Genomic DNA, 21,686 nt, shown 5'->3' on the forward strand with positions numbered 1-21,686 from the left:
ATGGATAGAAAAGGCGATATCGTTTTCTTGTAATTTCATTTCTAATTCTAAAGGTAAAATTAATTGATTCATGTTATAATCTTTAAACATAAGGACCCTTCTTTCTGGTTGAATTTGTTGTGGTGACTATATTTTATCAGAAGTGGTCCTTATTTTTATGGAAAAAATAAAACAAAGCCGTGAAATTTTACTCATCGTAAAATTTCACGGCTTTTTTCATCTCAGAGGAGGGTTTTGTCCCAGCCTCTTGCTTTTCATACAGTCTATACAATTAATCTAGTTTAAAAATAAACATAAAAATTATAAAGTGAATTATTATATAGGTTCCATATAACATAAAAATATTAATTTTCAATCTTTCGCATAATTTTCTTAATTTTAATGAAAGATTAACTTTACTAATTAAAGCTAGTATTACTATAAAGAAAACTAATGTAGACGCCCATCCAATATAGTTATTATTGATATATTTTTCAAAAAAATCGAACATTCTTAAAGAGACTGTTAGTACAACAAAAGTTAAGAAATTGTCATACTTTCTATTGGGTTTTACTACTTTGTGTTCATAGGAATTCTGCATTTTCATTTCTTCCATTTAGCAGTGACATCATAATATTGTACAGATTTTGGGGATGTATAGTTACTATTTTTGTAGTGAGCTAAAGTTTCATAATAGCGCCGTTGTCCTGAAACGTAAGAAGTAGAAACCCATGCACCTACATATGTGGGCCCTATAGAACTAGCCCAGCCTTGTATTTTACCTAAAGTCCAAGAACCAAAGACAGCTGATGCAATCTTTGTAGGAGCTTTTGAAACAAGATAAGCTACAATTAATTCTGCTGCCCATTTTGTTGTTGTATTTTTATATGTTACGTATTTAGGAGATATTACTGAAACATAACCTAAACCAGAGTCAGCACCAAAAGTAGTAAATGTCGGTTCAGGTGAGACAGCATTATTATACAACCCTTCTAGTTGTTCTTCAGACATCTGAACATTTCCAGTAAACTCAATATCTTTGTAGATATAAGTAAACTCTTGCTGTTCACTTTCATTAGCAACGATTGTTTCTTCTTGCTCTTTACTTTGTGCAGCAATCGGTGTTGCTGATCCTAATATTAAAGTTGAAGCTAGTGAATATGTAATTATTTTTTTCATTTCTTGCCATCCTCTAAAACTTATTATATTTATTACATATAATTACATTTTAGTATATTTTATCATGTAAATATTATTGGTAAACAGTTAATTTCGAAAAAATTAATTATTTTTAATAATTAACTCTACTGATATGAATGGAGTTAGTATTAAAGATTTAAAAAATTATCTTAAAGTGATAAAGTTAATGTAATGTAAGAATATTTTTAGGCTCGCAATGATTAAAGGTCTAGGGTTTACATCAGTGAGTAGATTGTTTAAGAAATAAAAATACGTATAAAACGTTAACTCAAGCTTTAAAAACAGAAGAATCTTATAATATAGTTTCGAGGTGTATATGTGAAGTCAAAAAAAATAGTAAATGAAAAGGTAATTACTGAAATATCATTGTATTTTTTACTAATATTAATGATATTAGGTTGGTATTTTGATAGTGCATTTTTATATGAAATATGTACTATAGTTGTGTTTATTTCTTGTATTTTACATGGTATCTATGATTGTCTTATAGCAGATAAGCTAAAAAGAGGTATTATTACGCTTGCTATAACTCTATTCTTCATAATTATTTTTATGTTCATATGAAATTATAAAAAACATTAGGAGTTAATATGTTTAAAAAAATTTTAAAATGTTATGATTACAAATTTATTTTTGCTATAGTCTTTCTGTGTTTAATTGGATTGTTAATGGTATATAGCTCTAGCATGATTACAGCTATAACACGATATGGTGTATCAGCAGATTATTTTTATCAAAAACAAAAGATAGCATTGATTTTAGGACTTTTAATTTTTTGCATCACTTCGTTCGTACCTTACAAAATATATAGCAACAAAAAGCTTTTACAATGTTCTCTACTGATTGTAATTATGCTCCTAGTTGCAGTATTAATATTTGGTCATACAGCTGGAAATGCGCAAAGCTGGTTTAAAATTGGACCATTAACAATTCAACCTTTAGAAGTTACTAAGTTAGTACTTATTATTTATTTGGCGGCTGTACTTTCAAAAAAACAAAGTTATATAAATGATTTGAAACGTTCTATTATGCCACCTGCGATGATTGTTTGTTTGATTTGTTTTCTAATAGCTCTCCAGCCTGACTATGGTGGAATTTTACTTATCTTAATTACGTGTGGATCAATTGTTGTATGCTCGGGTATAGAACTTAAAACAATTTTAAAGTTAGTATTACTAAGCATAATAATTATGTTCATTGTATTACTAATACTATTAATAACAGGAAATCTGGACATTATATTTTCACCAGTTAGATTAGGTAGATTTACAAGTTTTATGAATCCATTCGAAGAGGAATTAGGTAATGGATACCAACTAGTTAATTCTTATCTTGCTATAAGTAATGGAGGGATTTTAGGAAGCGGTCTTGGACAAAGTATACAAAAAGCTGGTTATTTGCCAGAATCACATACTGATTTTATTATGGCTGTTATTGCTGATGAATTAGGGTTTTTAGGAGTAGTGGTTGTTTTATTCCTTTTGTTTTTTATAGTATTTCGAGGTTTGAAAATATCAATTCAATGTCAAGATAGCTTTGGAGCACTTCTTGCTGTAGGTATATCAGTTATGATTGGTATTCAAGCATTTGTTAATTTAGGCGCAGTAACAGGGATTTTACCTATAACAGGTGTTACCTTACCTTTTATTAGCTTTGGTGGATCTTCTTTGGTTTTACTTTTAGGCTCTATAGGTGTAGTAGTAAATATATCTATGTTTAATAGATTTGAAAAAAAATATAAATATAAGCGCTTAGAAGTGACTTGATAAAAAAAACATATTTACAAAAACATCCCTTTAATGTAATATAATAAAAGTCTTTTTTACTATATTATATTACATTAAAGGGTGGAACAAAAAATGAAAAAAGCCAAAAAGATTTTAAGTTCTATTGTAATTATTTTTGCAATCTTAATTCCAGGAAGCTACGTATTAGCAGGTAGCAGCTCTTATACCTCAACTTATAGCATGACTGGAGGAGTTTTTGGTAGATGGATTAAAGCAGACAGTACTCCAACGGCAACTGTTAAATTAAACCCTTCATCAGGTGTTAATGATGCTAAAATCACAATTTTTTTACAAAAGAAATACAAAACTTCATACACAGATGTGGCTAAAAAAGCTGTTTCGTCTACAGTTGGTTCCTCTACGGAGCTAACTAAAGATAAAAGTGGCTCTGGAGAGTATAGAATCTATTTGCGAAATTATTCAGGCCTTCCTATGAGAGGGAGCGTTTCTATAAAATTAACATGGTGATATGAAAATAAAAACAAAATTCCTATCGTTGGAATTTTGTTTTTTATATTTAAATTTTTTAATGGAAGGGGAAAATATGACTCAATTATTAAGAGCTTTTGGTGGTTTTATTCCATTTTTTCTTTTAGTTTCTTTTATTGTATTAACAGTCTTTATAGCCATAAAGCTATTAAGAAATAAAAAAAGTAATAAGAAATTTTCATTTAGGGAGTTAGTAGTTGATTGCGGAATTATTATATCATTGATAGCTGTTTTTTTTGTTACTAATTTTTCTACTCTTTTACCTGGCATTGTTGTTTTTGATAGACAATATAATTTTGTACCTTTTATTGACATATATATTATGTTAAAAAATTCTGTTAGTTTAGACTTAGTTTTTAGAAACATCTTATTGAATATCTGTTTATTTGTACCTTTCGGATTCTTAATAACTTTTAAAATACAAAATAAATTATTAAAAGTTACTTTATTAGGATTCCTATTATCTTTTTTAATGGAGTTCTTACAATACGTTGTTCCAAGAGGTAGAATTGCAGACATTAACGATATCATAACGAACAGTTTGGGAGTTATTATTGGATATCTCTTAGCTAAACTATACCAAAAGATTTCAGCATTATAGTTGCTTTTTTAGAAATTACATGAACATTAAAAGAAGGTAAGTTATCCCTCCCTTGAACACAAGGGGAGGGGTAACTTGTGTTATGTGTTATATACTTTATGATGATAATTGTAATATTACTTGTTTTTTTAGTAAAAATCATTAAAATCTATTTTCCTATGGCTTTTGACTAACTCCATTAAGATTATTTTGATAGGGGCTATGACTTGAATTTAAAGTACTTTAATGGTGTTTAAACAAAACACGCAAATGATATATTTAAATATATCGATTCATAAAGTTAGCATCAAAATAGAGCTTATCCATCACATTATTTACAATGCCGTTAAAATACCCAAATAGATTATCAATCTTAGCTTCTTGTTTAACCTTCATCACAAGTTCTTTCACAGCTTTTAATCCAACAGTTAACTCTTGTTGTGGAGTGAACGCACGTTCTTCTGTCATATGATTAATAACACGGTTGCATTGCTTCACAACCTTCCACATTTCTGAGATTGTGGAGGACTCATTGTAAAAGCAGCTTACTAGATCAGCAAATTGTTCTGGTACCCAATGAGGCACAAAGTTTGCTTTGGAAAAAGAATTAGCAACTTTAGGTGTTAAAGCGCACGTTCTATTACGTTTATTATTAATATTTTGTTTTAAAGAAGGAGTAGTTGTTTTAATGGCCGGACACTTCTTGGACTTTTCAATAGGTGTCTTGTCGGACATTTCTTCAATTGGCTCAATCACGATGGCATTTGATGTTTGTAACATGTCTTTACTGCGTTTCATTGGAACTTGTTTAATCACCTTTAAATCCTCAAGTTTCTTCATTAAACGCTGCACAGTTTTATAAGATACTTCTAGTTTAGCTGCAATGGTATTCTTATTCATATAGCTCACACCTAATTGTTTACAGCTATGGCGTTTTAAAAGCTCTAGTAATGTGATAAGTCTTGCACGTACGTCTGCACGCTTAATAGACGTACATAGCATATCTTTATACGTTCTAACTGTTTCGTTCATTTCTTTAAGATCTGTAAATGTAGAAAGGTTGTTAAATGATTCTTCACTTGCAATAACTTCAATTCGTTTCTTCATAGGGTCCTGTCTCCTTTTTAGAAACAAAAAGCAACGATTCACCAGTGATAGCAAACCGTTGCTAATGAACCCTGTAATGTATTAAACTACATTTAAGAGTACAGCAAGTGTTTGCCTATCCTCAGTAGGCGGACGGTATAAAAAGTGCGCCAACACTTTTTATACACGCTGTGCTTTTTTGTTTTTAGTAAGCAGAAAGACTATATGTATATTATTTATGGTGGAGTACCGCCGCCAACCCAGATGCCCGCAACTTGCCCTAAAGCAGTCAGCGTAGCAGTACCGCTGCCAATTGCAGTAGCAAATAGTTGAGAAATGGATCCTACAAGCGAAATTCCTGAAAAGCCGGAGCCATCTAAGCCGGTAATCGCACCGATGGTCATGACGGTCACAGCAGCAATCTGTTCATTTAAAGGAACAACGGAAGAAATGGCTACGCCAAGGTCATTTACAATTCCGTGAGAACCCTTTGGTAAAAAGTCTCCGATAATACTCGTGAATCCCGCGTCACCTAAGTAGAAGAAGGCAGCAATAGGAATGACCGGGCCAAATACTTTAAATCCAAACTGAAATCCTTCAATTAGGTAAGACGTTGTTTTTTCTAACCCTTTGTTTTGGTGTCCGATGATGGAGATAATCATTAAGATAAAAAGCGAAGTGCCTCCAATTAAAGCTGTTGCATCCCCACCTTGCAAGTTAAACGTAAACATTGCCCACACATTTAAGGCAAATAGTATTGGAATTAAAAGTGCAAGGATTCTTTTCAAAACAAGAGGCATCTGCACCTTTTCGGTATTTTCAGCTGCTTCAATAAGAGGAGAAGCTTGAACTGGAAGTGTACCGTTCTTTAAATCTCTCTTTAAAAAGATAAAAGCCGTAACGGTTGTGACAACGCCCATTGTAATCACTAATGGAACGCTTGCTTGAATAACATCTGAAACGGGTAATCCTGCTGCATCCGCAGTGAGCTTTGGTGCTGCTTGAATGACAAAATCCCCAGAAAGAGCAATACCGTGACCAAATAGATTCATGGCCATTGCGACACCAAGCGCTGGTAACCCGGCTCTTAATGCAACAGGTAATAAGACGGCGCCTAACAGCGCAATGGCTGGAGAAGGCCAGAAAAAGAAGGAAATGATCATCATGACAAGTCCAATGACCCAATAAGCGAGAGTAGGTGTCTTAATGAAGTGAGCAAAAGGAGAAATCATCATGTCATTGATGCCCGTTGTAATAAGCGCTTTACTCATGGAAACGATAATTGAAATGATTAAAATAGTAGGCAGCAACTCTGTAATAGCATAGATAAAACTGGAAAACACACCGCTAATCGATCCTGTTAGAGAAGAAGTAGCAGTGAATGAAAGAAGAAAGATACCGATAATACAAATGATCGTAGTATCCCGTCTAATAATCATGAATCCTAAGATAAGTAAAATAAAAGAGATGTATATCCAATGAAGAGAAACGAGGTCCATTCCCATAAAAAATCCCCCTATAGTTCAGTGTATAGTATCATATGAATGGGTGTTTTCATATGACACTGACCTAGTAGAGAGATTGGGGTATTTTAGTGGATAACATGATAGCTTGTGACGTAAGAAGGTCTTAGAAAAATAGCTGGCTGTTTATCTACTCCTTCTGATGTTCCGCGCTTTTTATGAGCTTGGTTATAGGCTTGAGACGCTTGCCAATCCGTAAAGGCTTTTTCTTCTTCCCAGGCAGTTAAAATAATATAGGTATCGTTGCTTAATGGACGCAAAACGCGAATCGCAGCAAAGCCGGGCTCTTTTTCAATTAAGCGGGCACGTTGATTAAATCTACTTTCAAATAAAGGACGTCCTTCATCTGTAACCGCAATGTTGTTCATCACCACATATTTTCCATCTGCAATCGAGCCTACGTAATCTAGCACTTCATAATTGTGACCTTCTTTAAATATTGTTTCACCAGTTGTTTCATGTAAAAGGCAGCCTTGGTCGCCTTCTTTATGAAGTAAATACAATTTTTCTTCGGGGTGTTGTTCTTTTAAGTGCTGTAAAAATTCAACAGTTCCATATGTAATAAAGAAATTCATTTTTGAACACTCCTTCTTAATTGGAAAATGCATACATTTTAAAGAGATTAATCATACTAAAATTATAAAATGTTAAACAAAAAAATACAAAAATAGATGCTCGTCCTTTAAGATGGTATTGACAGGCTCATGCTTTCTTCATATGACCGCCGTACTACATACGCTATTATGCAATGAAAAGAAGAGAGGTGGTAGCATGTACAAACGAGCACTTTATATATTCTCTATCGTAGCAGGTATTTTATTATTTGCTCTGATTGGGTATATTATGATTTTGTTTTTTGGGAGCTATGTAATTGATGAGAAAAAATTCGTCATGAATTCGGCTACAAAGTTGGTTGACCAAAACGGTGATGAGATTACGAAGCTATATGTAGAAAATCGCGATCCGGTTTCAATAGAAGAGGTGCCAAAACATGTGCAAAACGCATTTGTTGCAGTTGAAGATGTCCGTTTTTATGAGCACCACGGCATCGATGTAAAAGCAATTGGGCGAGCGCTATATAAAGATATTTTAGCAGGTAGTAAAGTAGAAGGTGGAAGCACACTGACGCAGCAGCTAGCTAAAAATATTTTTTTGACAAATGATAAGTCATGGCTTCGTAAAACAAAAGAAGTAATGGTAGCTATTAACTTAGAGCAGCGCTATAGTAAACAAAAAATTTTAGAAATGTATTTAAACCAAATTTATTTTGGACACGGTGCTTACGGGATTCAAGCTGCATCTCAACTGTACTTTAACAAAGATGTATCAGAGCTTACCGTAGAAGAAGGAGCTCTTCTAGCTGCACTCCCCAAAGGTCCAAATTCGTATTCTCCTATTCTTCATCCAGAAAAGAGTATTGAACGGCGAAATGTGGTTTTAAACTCGATGCAAAAAGCGGATTTTTTAAGTGCAGAAGAGGTGGTACGACTGCAAGGACGTACGCTTAGTTTAGACGTACAGCAAAAAACGAAAAATCCTGCTTATTTAACCTATATTGATATGGTGATTGAAGAAGCAGCGGAAAAACATCATATTTCAAGCGATGATTTATTAAGAGGCGGATATACGGTAACTGTTCCGATGAACAGGGACTATCAGGAAACAGCTTATGAATTGTTCCAACAAGCTGCTTATTTTCCAGGAGTGGATGAACAAGCCCAAGGTGCTTTTGTATTAATGAATCATCGTACGGGCGGCGTTTTATCCGTAATGGGTGGACGAGACTACGTTCAAAAAGGATTAAATCGTGTAAAAGTAAAGCGTCAACCAGGTTCAACGATGAAGCCTTTAGCGGTTTATGGACCTGCTTTGCAGGAAAGCCTTTATAAACCGTATTCTCTCTTAAGTGATAAGAAGCAAAACTTTGGGCAATATAAGCCCCAAAATATTAACGGGCAGTATGCAGGAAAAGTTACAATGTATGACGCAATTAAAGACTCCAAGAATATTCCAGCGGTTTGGACCTTAAACAAGCTAGGAATTTCGACTGCAAAAGCCTATTTAACAAAGCTGGACATAGAAACGGAAGACAAGGGTCTATCAATTGCATTAGGAGGATTAACAGAAGGAGTTACGCCTCTTCAGCTAGCATCTGCCTATAGTACGTTTGCTCAAGACGGTGAAAAGAAAGAACCGTACTTTATTTCAGAAATTAAAGACCAAAACGGTGACGTGATTGCTAAGGCAGAGCAGGGTACTACAAACGTATTTTCAAACCAAAACGCATGGTATATGACGAAAATGCTAGAAGCTGTTGTCAAAGATGGAACAGCATCGGTAGGTAAGTACGAAGGAGCGCTGGCTGGGAAGACGGGATCCACTTCTTATGCTGGGGTGAAAGGAGCAACGCGTGATGCTTGGTTTGTTGGCTATACGCCAAGTGTAGTGGGAGCCGTTTGGATGGGATATGATCGTACGGATAACCAGCATTACCTTACAAAAGGTAGCTCTTATCCAAGTCAATTGTTCAAAGATATTTTGACAGAGGCAAAGCAAGAAACAGGTAAAGTATTTAAAAAACCAAAAGGCGTCAAAGATTTACCTGACCCAATCAGGCTGCCAATTATTAACTCGCTCCAGCAAGAGTTAACATTTCAACCATTTGGACTGCTGACGGTTAATCTAACGTGGGAACCTTCAGAAGATAAGCGCGTTGTCTACTATGTTTATGAAAAGCAAGGTAGTGAACGAAACGTAATTGGAAAAGTGAAAGGCAAAGGCTCATATGAAGTAGAACGCATAAATCTATTTAAATCACCAACGTACTACATCGTTCCCTATAATTCGCAAACGAAAGAAGAAGGAATGCCTTCTAATGAGGTAACACCAACATTATTTAGCGATTAAATTGTTATAGTTAGTCGATTTTTTGACATTTTGAGCAGGTGTCTATACAACGGATACAGAAATGAGTATAGTGACAAGTAGAGAAAAGAGATAAACCGCAGTTTTTATCAAACTGCGGTTAGTATTGAGGACAAGTTAGATTAGGAAAAACAAATAGTACTTGAGACGAACAGATAGAGAAAGGTGGAAGCCATGAGTCAACAACTGATGAATGATACATTTTTAAAAGCATGCCGAGGAGAAAAGACGGATCATGTACCAGTTTGGTATATGCGTCAAGCAGGCCGTTCTCAGCCGGAATACCGTGCTTTAAAAGAAAAGTATTCACTGTTTGAAATTACGCATCAGCCTGAATTAGGAGCTTATGTGACGCGCTTACCAGTTGAGCAGTACGGAGTCGATGCAGCTATTTTATATAAAGATATTATGACACCGCTTCCTGCAATTGGAGTGGATGTTGAGATTAAAACAGGTATTGGTCCTGTGATTTCAAACCCAATTCGTTCAATGCAAGATGTTGAAAACTTAGGGTATATTACGCCTGAAGAAGATGTAGCCTATGTATTAGATACAATCAAGCTTTTAACAACGGAGCAGCTGAACGTTCCTTTAATTGGATTTGCTGGTGCACCTTTTACAGTAGCTAGCTATATGATTGAAGGCGGACCTTCTAAAAACTACAATAAGACAAAAGCATTTATGTATACGGAGCCAAAAGCTTGGTTTGCATTAATGGATAAGTTAGCGGATATGACAATTACATATGTAAAAGCACAAATAGATGCTGGAGCAAGAGCTATTCAAATCTTTGATTCATGGGTTGGCGCGTTAAATGTAGCAGACTATCGCTACTTTATTAAACCAGTAATGAATCGCATTTTTACAGAGCTAAAAGAAAAGAATGTGCCGCTTATCATGTTTGGCGTAGGAGCAAGTCACTTAGCAAAAGAATGGCACGACCTTCCGCTAGATGTAGTAGGTCTCGATTGGCGTATGCAAGTTCAAGAAGCACGAGAGCTTGGCCTAACTAAAACGCTACAAGGTAATTTAGATCCAGCAATTTTACTAGCTCCTTGGGAAGTTATTGAAGAACGTGCAAAAACTATCCTTGATCAAGGAATGCAGCAAGACGGCTATATCTTTAACTTAGGACACGGTGTATTTCCACAGGTTAATCCTGAGACGTTAAAAAGGCTTACTGCTTTTATTCATGAATATTCAATAAATAGACAATAAATTGTCAAAAAAAACGGAGCCTTATTTTTTGTCTTTTTATTTTTGTTCGTGAGAAAATGTAGAAACAGACGAATTCTAACAAAGAGGTGTAAATCATGAGTAAAAAAGTCATGGGATTACTCGTAATGGCTTACGGTACCCCATATAAAGAAGAAGATATTGAAAGATATTACACGCATATTAGAAGAGGAAGAAAGCCATCTGCTGAAGCGCTTGAAGACTTAAAACAGCGCTATGAAGCAATAGGTGGTATTTCACCTTTAGCGAAAATCACCGAAGAGCAAATGCGATGTCTTGAGCAGCATTTAAATGAAATTCAAGATGAAATTGAGTTTAAGGCTTACCTTGGTCTTAAGCACATTGAACCATTTGTTGAAGAAGCAGTAGAACAAATGCATAAAGATGGGATTAAAGAAGCGGTTAGCATTGTGCTTGCTCCACATTTCTCAACGTTCAGTGTGAAATCTTACAATGGTCGTGCAAAAGAAACGGCTGAAAAGCTAGGTGGCCTGGTTATTCATTCAATTGAAAGCTGGTATAAAGAGCCTAAGTTCATTAATTATTGGGTCGAGAAAGTTAAACAAACGTTTGATTTAATGTCAGACGATGAAAAACAAAAAGCTGTACTTATCGTGTCAGCTCACAGTCTTCCAGAGAAAATCATTGCAGCTGGAGACCCTTACCCGAAGCAACTACAGGAAACGGCAGACCTTATTGCTGAAGGTGCGGGAGTTAGCAATTACGAAGTTGGCTGGCAAAGTGAAGGAAATACGCCAGATCCGTGGATTGGTCCAGACGTACAGGACTTAACACGTGATTTGTATGAGCATAAAGGATACCGTTCTTTCGTATATACACCTGTAGGATTTATTGCGGATCATCTTGAAGTGTTGTACGATAATGATTATGAATGCAAGGTTGTGACGGATGAATTAGGTGCAAACTACTATCGTCCGGAAATGCCAAATGCTAAGCCAGAATTTATTGATGCATTAGCAACAGTGGTGTTAAAGAAATTAAATAACGAATCTGAAAATCAATAAAAATAGAAGAAGCGAGCTATGACCCTAGCCGCTTCTCTTTCTATTGAATTTTAATGAAAAGGCGATGATTACATGACGGAAGCAAACAAAAAGATTGTTATCATCGGTGGTGGAATAACAGGTCTTTCAGCTGCCTATTACTTACAAAAAGTAATTAAAGAGAAAGGCTTGCCGTATGAATTTCAATTAATTGAAGCAACCCATCGATTAGGAGGGAAAATTCAAACCGTAACCCGTGATGGTTTTACAATTGAAAGAGGTCCCGATTCCTTTTTAGCACGTAAATTACCGGGCTCTAAGCTGGTAAAAGAAGTAGGATTAGGGGATGATCTTGTTCATAACTCAACCGGCCAGTCTTACGTATTGGTGAAAGAAAACCTTCATCCAATGCCAGAAGGTGCCGTAATGGGCGTGCCAACAAAGATTTCTCCTTTTGTGACAACGGGTCTATTTTCTCCGATTGGTAAACTGCGCGCCGCTGCCGATTTTGTTATTCCCAAAACAAAGCAAGAAGGTGACCAATCACTGGGCATGTTTTTTAGAAGACGCTTAGGCGATGAGGTTGTTGAAAACTTAATTGAGCCTTTGCTTTCCGGCATCTATGCAGGAGACATTGACCGTTTAAGCTTAAAATCAACGTTTCCACAGTTTTTACATGCAGAGCAGCGACATCGAAGTTTAATTGTCGGTATGAAGAAGTTTAAAGAACTTCAGCCTAAGCAAGCGGAGGATGCTAATGCAAAAAAGCAAGGTGCTTTTTTAACGTTGAAAAAGGGCCTGCAGTCGCTTGTTGATGCAATTGAAGAGCAGCTTGATCCGTTGGCGGTCGTCAAAGGAGTTAAAGTTGAAAAAGTAAACCGTATGGGTGAACGATATGATTTAACATTGAGCAATGGAAAAGAGATTACTGCCGATGCAGTCATTATCACTTCTCCTCATTTCGCTGCTCAATCGATGTTGTCGCACTATCCAATATTTGAACCACTTCGTGAGATGCCGTCTACTTCTGTTGCTACAGTAGCGATGGCTTTTCCGAAAGAAGCAGTGAAAGAAGATATTAACGGTACCGGATTTGTTGTATCTCGCAACAGCGATTATACAATTACGGCTTGTACGTGGACTCATAAAAAGTGGCCTCATTCCACTCCAGACGGTAAAGTACTACTACGCTGCTATGTGGGAAGAGCAGGAGATGAGGCAATTGTCGATCAGTCCGACGAAGAAATTGTTCAAGTGGTATTAGAGGATTTAAATCGCATTATGCAGATTACGGAAAAACCAGAATTCTATGTGGTGACGCGATGGAAAAAAGCAATGCCTCAATACACGGTTGGACATCAAGAGCGTTTAGAAGAAATCAATCAAGCTATTGAAGAACAGCTGAAAGGTTTATATCTAGCGGGAAGCTCTTATGAAGGACTTGGGTTACCAGACTGCATCGAACAAGGTGAGAATGCAGCGAAGCAAGTCTTGAAATATTTTCAAGCAGAAAAAGCGGAGCAGAAGTAAACCTGCTTCGCTTTTTCTGTAAAAATTCTCATGGAGTTGCGTCGGCTGACAGGTTTATGCTATAGTTACAACGTACGAATTGACCATAATGTTCATTTGGTCAAAAAAGAGGGGTGTATCAATTGGCAATTGATCGAAAGCAATCGGTGCTAGACGCAGCGTCAAAATCGTTTTCACTGTTTGGCTATAAGGCAACGACAATGGACCAAGTCGCTAAAATGGCGAATGTTGGAAAAGGAACTATCTATACGTTTTTTAAAAACAAAGAAGAGCTTTTTGATGAAATTGTGTCTAGAATGATTCGAGATATGCTGCAACAAGCAGAGTCAGCAATCTCTTCTGAGCGCACGTTTTTTGAAAATGCTCAAGCTGCTATTTATCGCATGCTCCAATTTCGAACAGAGCATCAGCTTATGCTCAAGCTCGTTCAGGAACAGGAAATGGGTACGTCAGCTGTAAAAGACGTGTTGGTACAGGTTGAAAACGAAATTTTGACGTATATAAAAAATAGAATTGAAGCAGCCATTGCAAAAGGTGAAATTCAAAACTGTGACCCAGAAGTGACGGCGTTTTTACTCGTGAAAATGTACATTGCGTTAGTTTATGATTGGGAAAAACAGCATAAGCCGCTATCTGAGCAGCAAATTGGTGAACTAATTGAACTGTACTTTTTGAGAGGGTTATTTACTAAATAAACAAAAGCCGGACTTCATTGAAGTCCGGCTTTTTCGTTAATCATTTGTTTGGTTATGTTCTTCTTGTTGCTTTTCTTTCTCACCTAGCTCTTGTTCACCTTTCTTCTTTAAGTCGAAGTAAGCGCGTAGAGCCGCTTGACCTAACTGTCTATTTAACGCATGTCCAGGGCCTTTTACGTAAGAAGATGGTACAACAACCGCCATTGCAACCTCTGGATTATCGTAAGGTGCGTAGGCAATTAAGTTAGAGTTACGAACGGCTACCCCTTGGTTGTAAGTCTCAGCTGTTCCTGTTTTGCCGGCAGGCTTATAGGGCTCTGAACTAAACTCATTTTTTGCAGTTCCGTTTGTCATTACGCGGCGGAATCCAGCTTTCACAGCATTGATTTCTTCTTGGCTCATCGTAATTCGGTTTAATACTTCCGGCTCAACGGATTTTTGTACACTGCCTTTCAGCTCCGTATCAAGTTCAGGCTCACGAATTTCCTTCACAAGCTGAGGCTTTAACCGGTAGCCGTTGTTGGCGATAGTAGCTGTATACTGAACGAGCTGTAGAGGCGTATACGTGTCATACTGACCAATTGCCAAATCGAGCGCTTTACCAGGTAAAGAATAGTCACTTCCAATCATCCCTGTAGTTTCGTTGTCTAGCTCAATACCTGTTGAGACGCCTAGACCAAACTGGCTGTAGTATGAACGAAGCTGATCCCACGTTTTTCGAGGAATATTAAGAGCACCATGCGGTACATAGTTTTCACCAGCCATGCTTAAAACGGTTTTATACATGTATACGTTAGAAGACTGTTCTAACGCGCGACCGATGCCAGCAGATCCAATCGGGTGAGAAGACTGCTTCTTGTCACCGCCTTTAAAGTACATCGGTGAGTCATAAAATACAGTGCCTAAGTTAATAGCTCCTGAATCCAATCCGGCTAAAATGGTTGCACCTTTAACGGTTGACCCCATTTCATAAGAGGTAGTAATATTACCGAGCGCAAAGTCTTTTACTTCTAATTTGCTACTTTTGTCATTGTAAACAAGCTGCTTCCCGCCCATAGCTAAAATTTCACCAGTATGTGGATCCATCATAATAATAAATGCACGATCTAATTTGCTAGTTCCAGGTTTGGCTGCTTTTGCATTTAGCAATCCGTTAGTCAGAATTTCTTCAATTTGTTTTTGAAGCTCCATATCAATGGTTAAGACTAAGTCGCTACCACGTTGACCTTCCGATACAATTTTTTCTTCTAAAATGTTTCCAGAGCGGTCAGTTACGTGCTGAATGCGGGCTTTTTGTCCACGCAGTACGTTTTCATACTGCTTTTCTAAGTAACTTTTTCCGACGCGATCATTTCGGCTATAGCCGTGTGATAAGTAGTATTGTAAATTCTCACGCGGCAGTCCTTCATCAGCGGACGTAATGTTACCGAGTAGCGTACTTAAGAGACTGTCATATGTATACATACGGTCCCAATAGGTTGTCACATCAACGCCAGGTAAAGTAGAGAGCTGTTCGCTAATAACGGCCATTTCTTGGTCGTTTAATCCACTTTTTATAATTTGAGGCGTTAACTCATAGCCAGTTTCCATTTTACTTTTAATCGCGATGACTTCTAAATCATCTTTTAAGGTATTGAGTTCTTTCTTAGTGATGCGCTTTAGCTGTAGAGGATAAAGGTCTTCTTCTTTCAATTTTCCTTGTTCTACTTTCTTCAAGTCGCTATCCGTAATCTTTTTCTTTGCTTCTTCTGGATTTGTTGCAATCCAATAGTCTTTCAAGTCACGCTCAGTGAGCTTAACGATATTTTTATCATCGCTTTTTTGGTCCTCATCGCCAAACACATTTGTTGTGACAGGAAGATCAATTATTTTAGCTAATGATTTTGCAATCTTTAGCTTTTCTTCTTGTTTTACGCCTTTTAAGCGGGTGTAAGTAACCGCGTTTAAAGGTTTATTGTCCACGATAACACGATCGTATCGGTCGAGCATTTTTCCTCTTGGTACAGGCGTATTAACCGTGACGTCCTCGGTTTTTTCGACTTCGCGTTTATAGCTTTCACCATGAACGATTTGGACGATTCCAAGGCGCAAAATGAGAACAGAAAATAGGATAAATACAATAAAGAATAATATATTGATGCGTAAAGAGACATGATTTCTTTTTCTTTTCTTTTGTTTCATATAAACACCTTCACTTATTGAAAATAGAGCTATCAATCTACTATCTTACATCTTAACATAATTATGTCTAAATTTGTTATTAGGTGGAATAGTTCTAAGAAATTAATCGCATCTAATTTTTTGCATTATCACAATCTGGGAAAAAAGGTTTGGGTTATTAGTCGTTTGAAATAGAGTTGGAGAGTGAAGAGCGCACGCAATGAGTAGTGATTTTTACTTAGGATTGTTCGATTTCCACGGGGCTAGTGTTGAACTTCCTCGTCACTGCGCTCTTGCGGAATTTCAATCTGTCTCGCTAATCCCGTAGGAGTCTCACAACCTTCGTTCCAATCACAGGCTTCTTGAGTAGGAAGAAACCCTTTTACTTGTTAGGTTTGGAGTAGAGAAGGAACGCGCAACGAGTCTTGATTTTTCTTCAAATTGCTTGTTTTCCATTGATAGAAGAGTTAGAGAATATGGCCAACAGTTCTTGTGACTTGAACAGGTCATCAATATTTTCCACTCTGTTGTTCAATATTGTCTCCTATTCAAATTACCTATAATCGTTACAATGGAATTAGGGTCCTGACAATCAAGGGGGTATATAAAATGAAAATGAAAAGGCTTACATTGTTATCTGGGGTATTAGCTTCATCATTGTTATTTGCAACTGCATGCTCGAATTCTGGTTCAGAGTCAACAACAAAATCAAGCGGTGGTTCAGGGGACGAAGTTGTAATTGATATGTTCCAGTTTAAAGTGGAAATTGCTGAACAGTTAAAAGAAGTAACGGATGCATATACAAAAGAAAACCCAAACGTTACGTTTAATATTCAGACAGTTGGCGGAGGCGCAGATTATAGTGCAGCTTTAAAAGCGCAGTTTGCTTCTGGTAACGAGCCGGACTTGTTTAATAACGGCGGGTTCCAAGAAGCACAAACATGGCTAGAAAAGCTAGAAGACCTTTCTGATCAACCTTGGGTTGATGATTTGTATGACGTTGCAAAAGAACCAATGACAGTTGATGGAAAGATTTATGGTCAGCCTTTAAACCTTGAAGGATATGGTTTTATTTACAATAAAGATTTATTCAAAAAAGCTGGTATAAAAGAGTTGCCAACTACATTACCAGAGTTAGAAGCAGCGTCTAAGCAGCTAAAAGCAAAAGGAATTACGCCATTTTCAAATGGATACGGTGAGTGGTGGGTATTAGGAAATCACCTGTTTAATATTCCGGTAGCTCAGCAGGATGATCCTGATGCTTTCATTAAAGGGTTAAATGAGGGTACTGCAAAGTTTGAAGGTAACGAAACGTTTAAGCAATTTATGAATTTATTTGACTTAACGCTAAAATATGGAAATGATAATCCGTTAACAACGGATTATAATACGCAAGTAACGCAGTTTGCTGCGGGCGAAACAGCGATGATGCAGCAAGGAAACTGGACTGTAAACATGATTACAAAAATCAATCCAGATATGGAAATGGGCTTTATCCCAATGCCAATTAGCGACGACAAAGAGAAAAATGATAAGTTAGCAGTTGGTGTACCAAATAACTGGGTAGTTAATAAGAACGCTCCAGAAGCTGATAAAGAAGAAGCAAAAAAATTCTTAAACTGGCTGGTAACATCTGAAACAGGCCAAAAATTCTTAGTAGAAGAATTTAAGTTTATCCCAGCATTTAAGAGCATTGATGGAAAAGGAATCGATTCTTTATCAGACGATATCTTAAAATACTCTGATGAAGGCAAAACATTATCATGGAACTGGTTTAAGTATCCAGACGGCGCTGTACAAGAAATTGGAGCAGCAATGCAGTCTTATGCAGGAGATCAAATTTCAGAAGATGAGTTCTTGAAAAAGTTAGATGAAATTTGGGCGAAAATGAAAAAATAAATGTAAAATGGAAGCCTTCTGTATGGTATAGGATAGACATATAGAAGGCTTCTTTGTGATGAAGCTGTAAAAAAAAAGTAGATTGAAAGCGCTTTTATTGTATAATGATAGCAATGCAATATAATTTATCGAATAGTAAGAAGAAGGAGGGGTGTGATGAAGGGGTGGAGCATTCGCAAAAAGCTTATTTTGTTTTTACTCATTGCGACTGTTGTACCGTTTATTATCTCAAACGTGTTCACCTATCAATATACAAAAGAAACTGTGAAAAACCGCTTTATTTCGACGAACTACCAAGTAGTCAAAAGCGGTAGTGAGGATCTGAGCACATACTTGCAGGAAATTTCTGATATTACACCGCGTTTATACGGCTATTATCCATTTATTAAAGTATTACAAGAAGGTGTAAATAATGATTTAGGGGCAAGTCAATTAGAAGTGCGAAGAACGCTATCTTATTTATTTAATACGCGACCAGAAATTAGGCAGCTTCATTTATATATTGAAAATGGACAAGATTCTTATACGGTATACAATTCTAAAATTAGCAGTCGGAAAAAGTATGAAGATATTTATTCACATTCTTATTATGCCAGGTTAAAAGAAAAACAGCAGTTTCTATCAATTGAACCTACTCATAAAGTATACAGCTACAACAATTTATCGACCATTTTAGACTCTGATCCGAAGCAAGTCATTAGCTTTCATCACATGATCAATGAAGTACCTTCTAACAACTTGTTAGGCTTTCTGTCAATAGACATTGACTTGTCTAAAATTAAATCTACTTCGGATAGCTTATACAATAAAGAAGAAGAAGACTTTTATTTAATTAATGATGATGGGATGATCATGTATTCATCAAATCAAAAAGCAATTGGAACAACACAAAAATATAAGTGGATTCACCAATTGAAAAACAAGGAATCTCATAGCGTAGAATGGGAAGATTCAAAGTTTTCTGGAGTACTCGTTTATGACAAACTAGCAGCTCCATTTGATGGATGGCATATCGTAAAGCGAATTCCTTATAGTGTTTTATATGAAGATGCAAGGAGAACCGCTCTAATAAATGTTTTAATTGGATTACCGTTTTTATTAATGATTATTATTGCTACATTGATTGTATCAGTACGATTTACAGAGCCGATTCGAATTTTAATTCAAAATATGAAAGAAGTTGAGAAAGGCTCCTTTGTGGTTCGGTTTAAAACATTAGGAAACGATGAATTTGGTATGTTAGGTCAGCATTTTAAGTCCATGGTCGAAACGATTAATGATTTAATTAAGCGAAAGTACCGCTTGGAAATTGAAAATAAATCAACGCAGCTCAAAGTGTTACAGTCCCAAGTGAATCCTCACTTTTTATACAATGCATTTCAATCGATTGGCACGCTTGCATTGAAACATAAAGCGGTCGAAGTCTATAAGCTATTAACGCTTCTTTCAAATATGATGAGGTACAGTATGAATATGAAAGAAGATATTGTAACTCTTACTGAGGAAGTGAATCATGCTGAAGCATTTTTAGCCTTGCAAAAACAACGCTTTGGCTCTAAGTTTTCGTATGAATTTCAGATTGACGAAAGGTTAAAGAGGACATTGGTTCCAAAGATGATTTTACAGCCGCTTGTAGAGAATTCGTTTAAGCACGGATTTGAAACAAGAGTAGGAGATGGAAAGCTAACGATTTCAGCGTCTTTAATAAAAGAAAGCTTTATTCAAATTTGCGTAAGAGACAATGGAAAAGGAATGAATGACAAAGCATTAGCATCCTTACATGAAAGCTTAGCGATGTCTAATCAGCATACAGGAGAGCATATAGGCTTGCAAAATATTGCAGACCGCTTATTGATCTACTATGAAAATGCAGCAAAAATGGAAGTTGAAAGTAAAGAAAATGAATATTTTACAGTAACAATGATTTTACCACTTGAGCTAAACAAAGGAGATGATCATAATGAAAGTCCTGATTGTTGATGATGAAGAACACGTTCGTGAAGGAATTAAGCTCTTAGGCGACTGGGACACGCATCACATTGAAAGCATTATTGAAGCTGAAAACGGTGAGCAAGCGATTGCGCTTATAAGAGAACAAAAACCACAAATCGTTTTTACAGACATGAAGATGCCGAATATGGGTGGGATTGCCCTGTTGGAATGGATGAAAGAACATACTCCTCATACGAAAACCATTGTTGTAACGGGTTATGATGATTACCATTACATGAGGAAAGCCATTCACTTTGGGTCAACCGACTACATTTTAAAGCCTGTCGACCCTTCAATCTTAAATGACACGTTAACTAGAGCAGTTAATGAATGGCATAAAGAAGAGAACGAGCGCAAACAGCATAATAACAGCTATCAGTTAATTAATGAGATGAAGCCTATGTACCGAGACCGTAAGCTGACACAAATTATTAATAACTATGTGCTGCAGGATGCGGTGTATGAAGAGCTTGGCTTTCACTCAAACAGTGAGTATGAAGTAGCTATTATTCGAGTTGACGAAGCGACAATCCAAGCATTTGGTGGAGATCGTGACTTAGCTTATTTTTCAATTTTAAACGTGGCTAATGAGCTTTTAGTTGAAAAGGAGAATGGGGTCGCTTTTCGTTATTTATCGCAAAAGGGCGAAATCGTAATGATTTTCTGGGACCATTTCTCTGAAATCAAGCAGCTTTTGAACAAGCTACACAAAGAGATTTTCTTAGCATTCAACGTATGTTGTCCACTTGCTAAGGGGCGTCATGTTGAATCCGTTTCAGTATTGCTAGAATCCTATCAAACAGCAAAAGATGCTTTGTTAGCGAGCAACGTGCTAGCTGACAGTTGCGTTGAGTTCTATGAGAGTGCGGGTAGTTTAAAGAGAGGTAGTGTATTGTTAAATTTGATGGACTACAATACAAAGATTGTAGAAGGAATGCAAATAGGCAAAATAGATGCATTTACAACGATTTTTGATGAAGTGAAGAATGCTGTGAAGCAGGCCAATTATTTATCTTTAAAGGAGTTGTTGCATATTGAAAAAGAGTATCAGCTTCTTAGTGAACACTGGTTAAAAAAATACGAGATTTCATACAATGCGCAAAGTCACTATGAGAAGGCGCTGGCCGCTTTTTTTGATGTGAAAGGCAGATTTGACTTCGATAGATATATGAATCGAAAGCAAAGAGAGATTGTACGCTTTTTAAATATTGTGAAGCGAGATAAGCAAAAAAACAACCGCGATATTATTTATGAAATTGAGCAGTTTTTACAGATGAATTATGATCGAGACGTTAAGCTTCAGGAAATTGCAGAACGCTTCTATTTAAGCAGAGAGTACATTTCAAGAAAGTTCAAACAAGAATTTCAGGAAAACATTTCTGACTATATTGTAAAAGTTCGAATGAGCAAAGCAAAGTCCTTATTAAAAAATGAGCAGCTGAAAATCTATGAAGTAGCAAATATGATTGGGTATCAAGATGATAAATACTTTCGCAAAGTGTTTAAAAAATTAGAAGGATTAACTCCAAATGAATACCGCCAACTATCCGTTTAAAAAAAGCCTCCTTTGCAATAAAAGGAGGCCTTTTTTTAGTATGACG

At 36.4% G+C, this 21,686-nt stretch carries 16 protein-coding genes; 11 read left to right on the plus strand and 5 right to left on the minus strand.

Annotated elements, in window-relative coordinates:
* Positions 1-582 precede the first annotated feature (582 nt).
* Entirely contained in the window at positions 583-1,158 is a 576-nt protein-coding gene (locus A2U94_RS15065) for a hypothetical protein (RefSeq protein ID WP_025906975.1), read from the minus strand.
* A 611-nt stretch (positions 1,159-1,769) separates the two neighbouring features.
* Here A2U94_RS15065 and A2U94_RS15075 point away from each other — a divergent pair.
* From A2U94_RS15075 to A2U94_RS15085, 3 genes are all read left to right on the plus strand, one after another.
* Positions 1,770-2,945, plus strand: a complete 1,176-nt coding sequence (locus A2U94_RS15075) for an FtsW/RodA/SpoVE family cell cycle protein (protein WP_025906972.1) — start codon at positions 1,770-1,772, stop codon at positions 2,943-2,945.
* A gap of 93 nt (positions 2,946-3,038) precedes the next feature.
* Positions 3,039-3,434: a hypothetical protein gene (locus tag A2U94_RS15080; protein WP_025906969.1), complete on the plus strand. Its 396-nt coding sequence runs from the start codon at positions 3,039-3,041 to the stop codon at positions 3,432-3,434.
* A 76-nt stretch (positions 3,435-3,510) separates the two neighbouring features.
* Positions 3,511-4,056, plus strand: a complete 546-nt coding sequence (locus tag A2U94_RS15085) for a VanZ family protein (protein WP_025907620.1) — start codon at positions 3,511-3,513, stop codon at positions 4,054-4,056.
* Between the two features lie 258 nt (positions 4,057-4,314).
* On the opposite strand, the gene A2U94_RS15090 is transcribed toward A2U94_RS15085, so the two are convergent.
* The 3 genes from A2U94_RS15090 to A2U94_RS15100 form a co-directional block, all read right to left on the minus strand.
* Positions 4,315-5,142 (minus strand): hypothetical protein, encoded by an 828-nt coding sequence (locus A2U94_RS15090; RefSeq protein ID WP_025907621.1) that lies wholly within the window; start codon positions 5,140-5,142, stop codon positions 4,315-4,317.
* Positions 5,143-5,357: 215 nt separating this feature from the next.
* On the minus strand, positions 5,358-6,626 hold the full coding sequence (locus A2U94_RS15095; protein ID WP_035319851.1) for a membrane protein: 1,269 nt from the start codon (positions 6,624-6,626) through the stop codon (positions 5,358-5,360).
* Between the two features lie 86 nt (positions 6,627-6,712).
* Complete coding sequence (locus A2U94_RS15100; RefSeq protein WP_025907622.1) at positions 6,713-7,219, minus strand: antibiotic biosynthesis monooxygenase family protein; 507 nt, start codon at positions 7,217-7,219, stop codon at positions 6,713-6,715.
* 196 nt (positions 7,220-7,415) lie between these two features.
* Between A2U94_RS15100 and A2U94_RS15105 the strand changes: the two genes are divergently transcribed.
* The 5 genes from A2U94_RS15105 (at position 7,416) to A2U94_RS15125 (ending at position 14,034) form a co-directional block, all read left to right on the plus strand.
* Positions 7,416-9,551, plus strand: coding sequence for a transglycosylase domain-containing protein (locus A2U94_RS15105; protein WP_025907623.1), 2,136 nt, complete (start codon positions 7,416-7,418; stop codon positions 9,549-9,551).
* Between the two features lie 192 nt (positions 9,552-9,743).
* Positions 9,744-10,787, plus strand: a complete 1,044-nt coding sequence (gene hemE / locus A2U94_RS15110; protein WP_025907624.1) for a uroporphyrinogen decarboxylase — start codon at positions 9,744-9,746, stop codon at positions 10,785-10,787.
* A gap of 95 nt (positions 10,788-10,882) precedes the next feature.
* Positions 10,883-11,830 (plus strand): ferrochelatase, encoded by a 948-nt coding sequence (gene hemH, locus A2U94_RS15115; RefSeq protein ID WP_025907625.1) that lies wholly within the window; start codon positions 10,883-10,885, stop codon positions 11,828-11,830.
* A gap of 72 nt (positions 11,831-11,902) precedes the next feature.
* Entirely contained in the window at positions 11,903-13,339 is a 1,437-nt protein-coding gene (gene hemY, locus A2U94_RS15120) for a protoporphyrinogen oxidase (protein WP_025907626.1), read from the plus strand.
* A 122-nt stretch (positions 13,340-13,461) separates the two neighbouring features.
* Positions 13,462-14,034: a TetR/AcrR family transcriptional regulator gene (locus A2U94_RS15125; RefSeq protein ID WP_025907629.1), complete on the plus strand. Its 573-nt coding sequence runs from the start codon at positions 13,462-13,464 to the stop codon at positions 14,032-14,034.
* A 36-nt stretch (positions 14,035-14,070) separates the two neighbouring features.
* Here the strand turns inward: A2U94_RS15125 and A2U94_RS15130 are convergent, their stop codons facing one another.
* Positions 14,071-16,215 (minus strand): peptidoglycan D,D-transpeptidase FtsI family protein, encoded by a 2,145-nt coding sequence (locus A2U94_RS15130; protein ID WP_025907631.1) that lies wholly within the window; start codon positions 16,213-16,215, stop codon positions 14,071-14,073.
* Positions 16,216-16,803: 588 nt separating this feature from the next.
* On the opposite strand from A2U94_RS15130, the gene A2U94_RS15135 reads away from it, so the two are divergent.
* From A2U94_RS15135 to A2U94_RS15145, 3 genes are all read left to right on the plus strand, one after another.
* Positions 16,804-18,093 (plus strand): ABC transporter substrate-binding protein, encoded by a 1,290-nt coding sequence (locus A2U94_RS15135; protein ID WP_025907633.1) that lies wholly within the window; start codon positions 16,804-16,806, stop codon positions 18,091-18,093.
* A 156-nt stretch (positions 18,094-18,249) separates the two neighbouring features.
* On the plus strand, positions 18,250-20,073 hold the full coding sequence (locus tag A2U94_RS15140; RefSeq protein ID WP_025907635.1) for a sensor histidine kinase: 1,824 nt from the start codon (positions 18,250-18,252) through the stop codon (positions 20,071-20,073).
* Positions 20,054-21,640 (plus strand): response regulator, encoded by a 1,587-nt coding sequence (locus A2U94_RS15145; protein WP_025907637.1) that lies wholly within the window; start codon positions 20,054-20,056, stop codon positions 21,638-21,640. The genes A2U94_RS15140 and A2U94_RS15145 overlap by 20 nt, the downstream gene beginning before the upstream one ends.
* The last annotated feature ends 46 nt before the right edge of the window (positions 21,641-21,686 follow it).

The sequence above is a fragment of the Bacillus sp. VT 712 genome, assembly GCF_001614195.1.
GTDB classification, from domain to species: domain Bacteria; phylum Bacillota; class Bacilli; order Bacillales; family Bacillaceae_H; genus Priestia; species Priestia flexa.

What these genes read in the sequence shown, in the direction of transcription:
- A2U94_RS15065 (WP_025906975.1), bottom strand. Translation starts at nt 1,158, where the DNA reads ATGAAAAAAATAATTACATATTCACTAGCTTCAACTTTAATATTAGGA.
- A2U94_RS15075 (WP_025906972.1), top strand. Translation starts at nt 1,770, where the DNA reads ATGTTTAAAAAAATTTTAAAATGTTATGATTACAAATTTATTTTTGCT.
- A2U94_RS15080 (WP_025906969.1), top strand. Translation starts at nt 3,039, where the DNA reads ATGAAAAAAGCCAAAAAGATTTTAAGTTCTATTGTAATTATTTTTGCA.
- A2U94_RS15085 (WP_025907620.1), top strand. Translation starts at nt 3,511, where the DNA reads ATGACTCAATTATTAAGAGCTTTTGGTGGTTTTATTCCATTTTTTCTT.
- A2U94_RS15090 (WP_025907621.1), bottom strand. Translation starts at nt 5,142, where the DNA reads ATGAAGAAACGAATTGAAGTTATTGCAAGTGAAGAATCATTTAACAAC.
- A2U94_RS15095 (WP_035319851.1), bottom strand. Translation starts at nt 6,626, where the DNA reads ATGGGAATGGACCTCGTTTCTCTTCATTGGATATACATCTCTTTTATT.
- A2U94_RS15100 (WP_025907622.1), bottom strand. Translation starts at nt 7,219, where the DNA reads ATGAATTTCTTTATTACATATGGAACTGTTGAATTTTTACAGCACTTA.
- A2U94_RS15105 (WP_025907623.1), top strand. Translation starts at nt 7,416, where the DNA reads ATGTACAAACGAGCACTTTATATATTCTCTATCGTAGCAGGTATTTTA.
- hemE (WP_025907624.1), top strand. Translation starts at nt 9,744, where the DNA reads ATGAGTCAACAACTGATGAATGATACATTTTTAAAAGCATGCCGAGGA.
- hemH (WP_025907625.1), top strand. Translation starts at nt 10,883, where the DNA reads ATGAGTAAAAAAGTCATGGGATTACTCGTAATGGCTTACGGTACCCCA.
- hemY (WP_025907626.1), top strand. Translation starts at nt 11,903, where the DNA reads ATGACGGAAGCAAACAAAAAGATTGTTATCATCGGTGGTGGAATAACA.
- A2U94_RS15130 (WP_025907631.1), bottom strand. Translation starts at nt 16,215, where the DNA reads ATGAAACAAAAGAAAAGAAAAAGAAATCATGTCTCTTTACGCATCAAT.
- A2U94_RS15135 (WP_025907633.1), top strand. Translation starts at nt 16,804, where the DNA reads ATGAAAATGAAAAGGCTTACATTGTTATCTGGGGTATTAGCTTCATCA.
- A2U94_RS15140 (WP_025907635.1), top strand. Translation starts at nt 18,250, where the DNA reads ATGAAGGGGTGGAGCATTCGCAAAAAGCTTATTTTGTTTTTACTCATT.
- A2U94_RS15145 (WP_025907637.1), top strand. Translation starts at nt 20,054, where the DNA reads ATGAAAGTCCTGATTGTTGATGATGAAGAACACGTTCGTGAAGGAATT.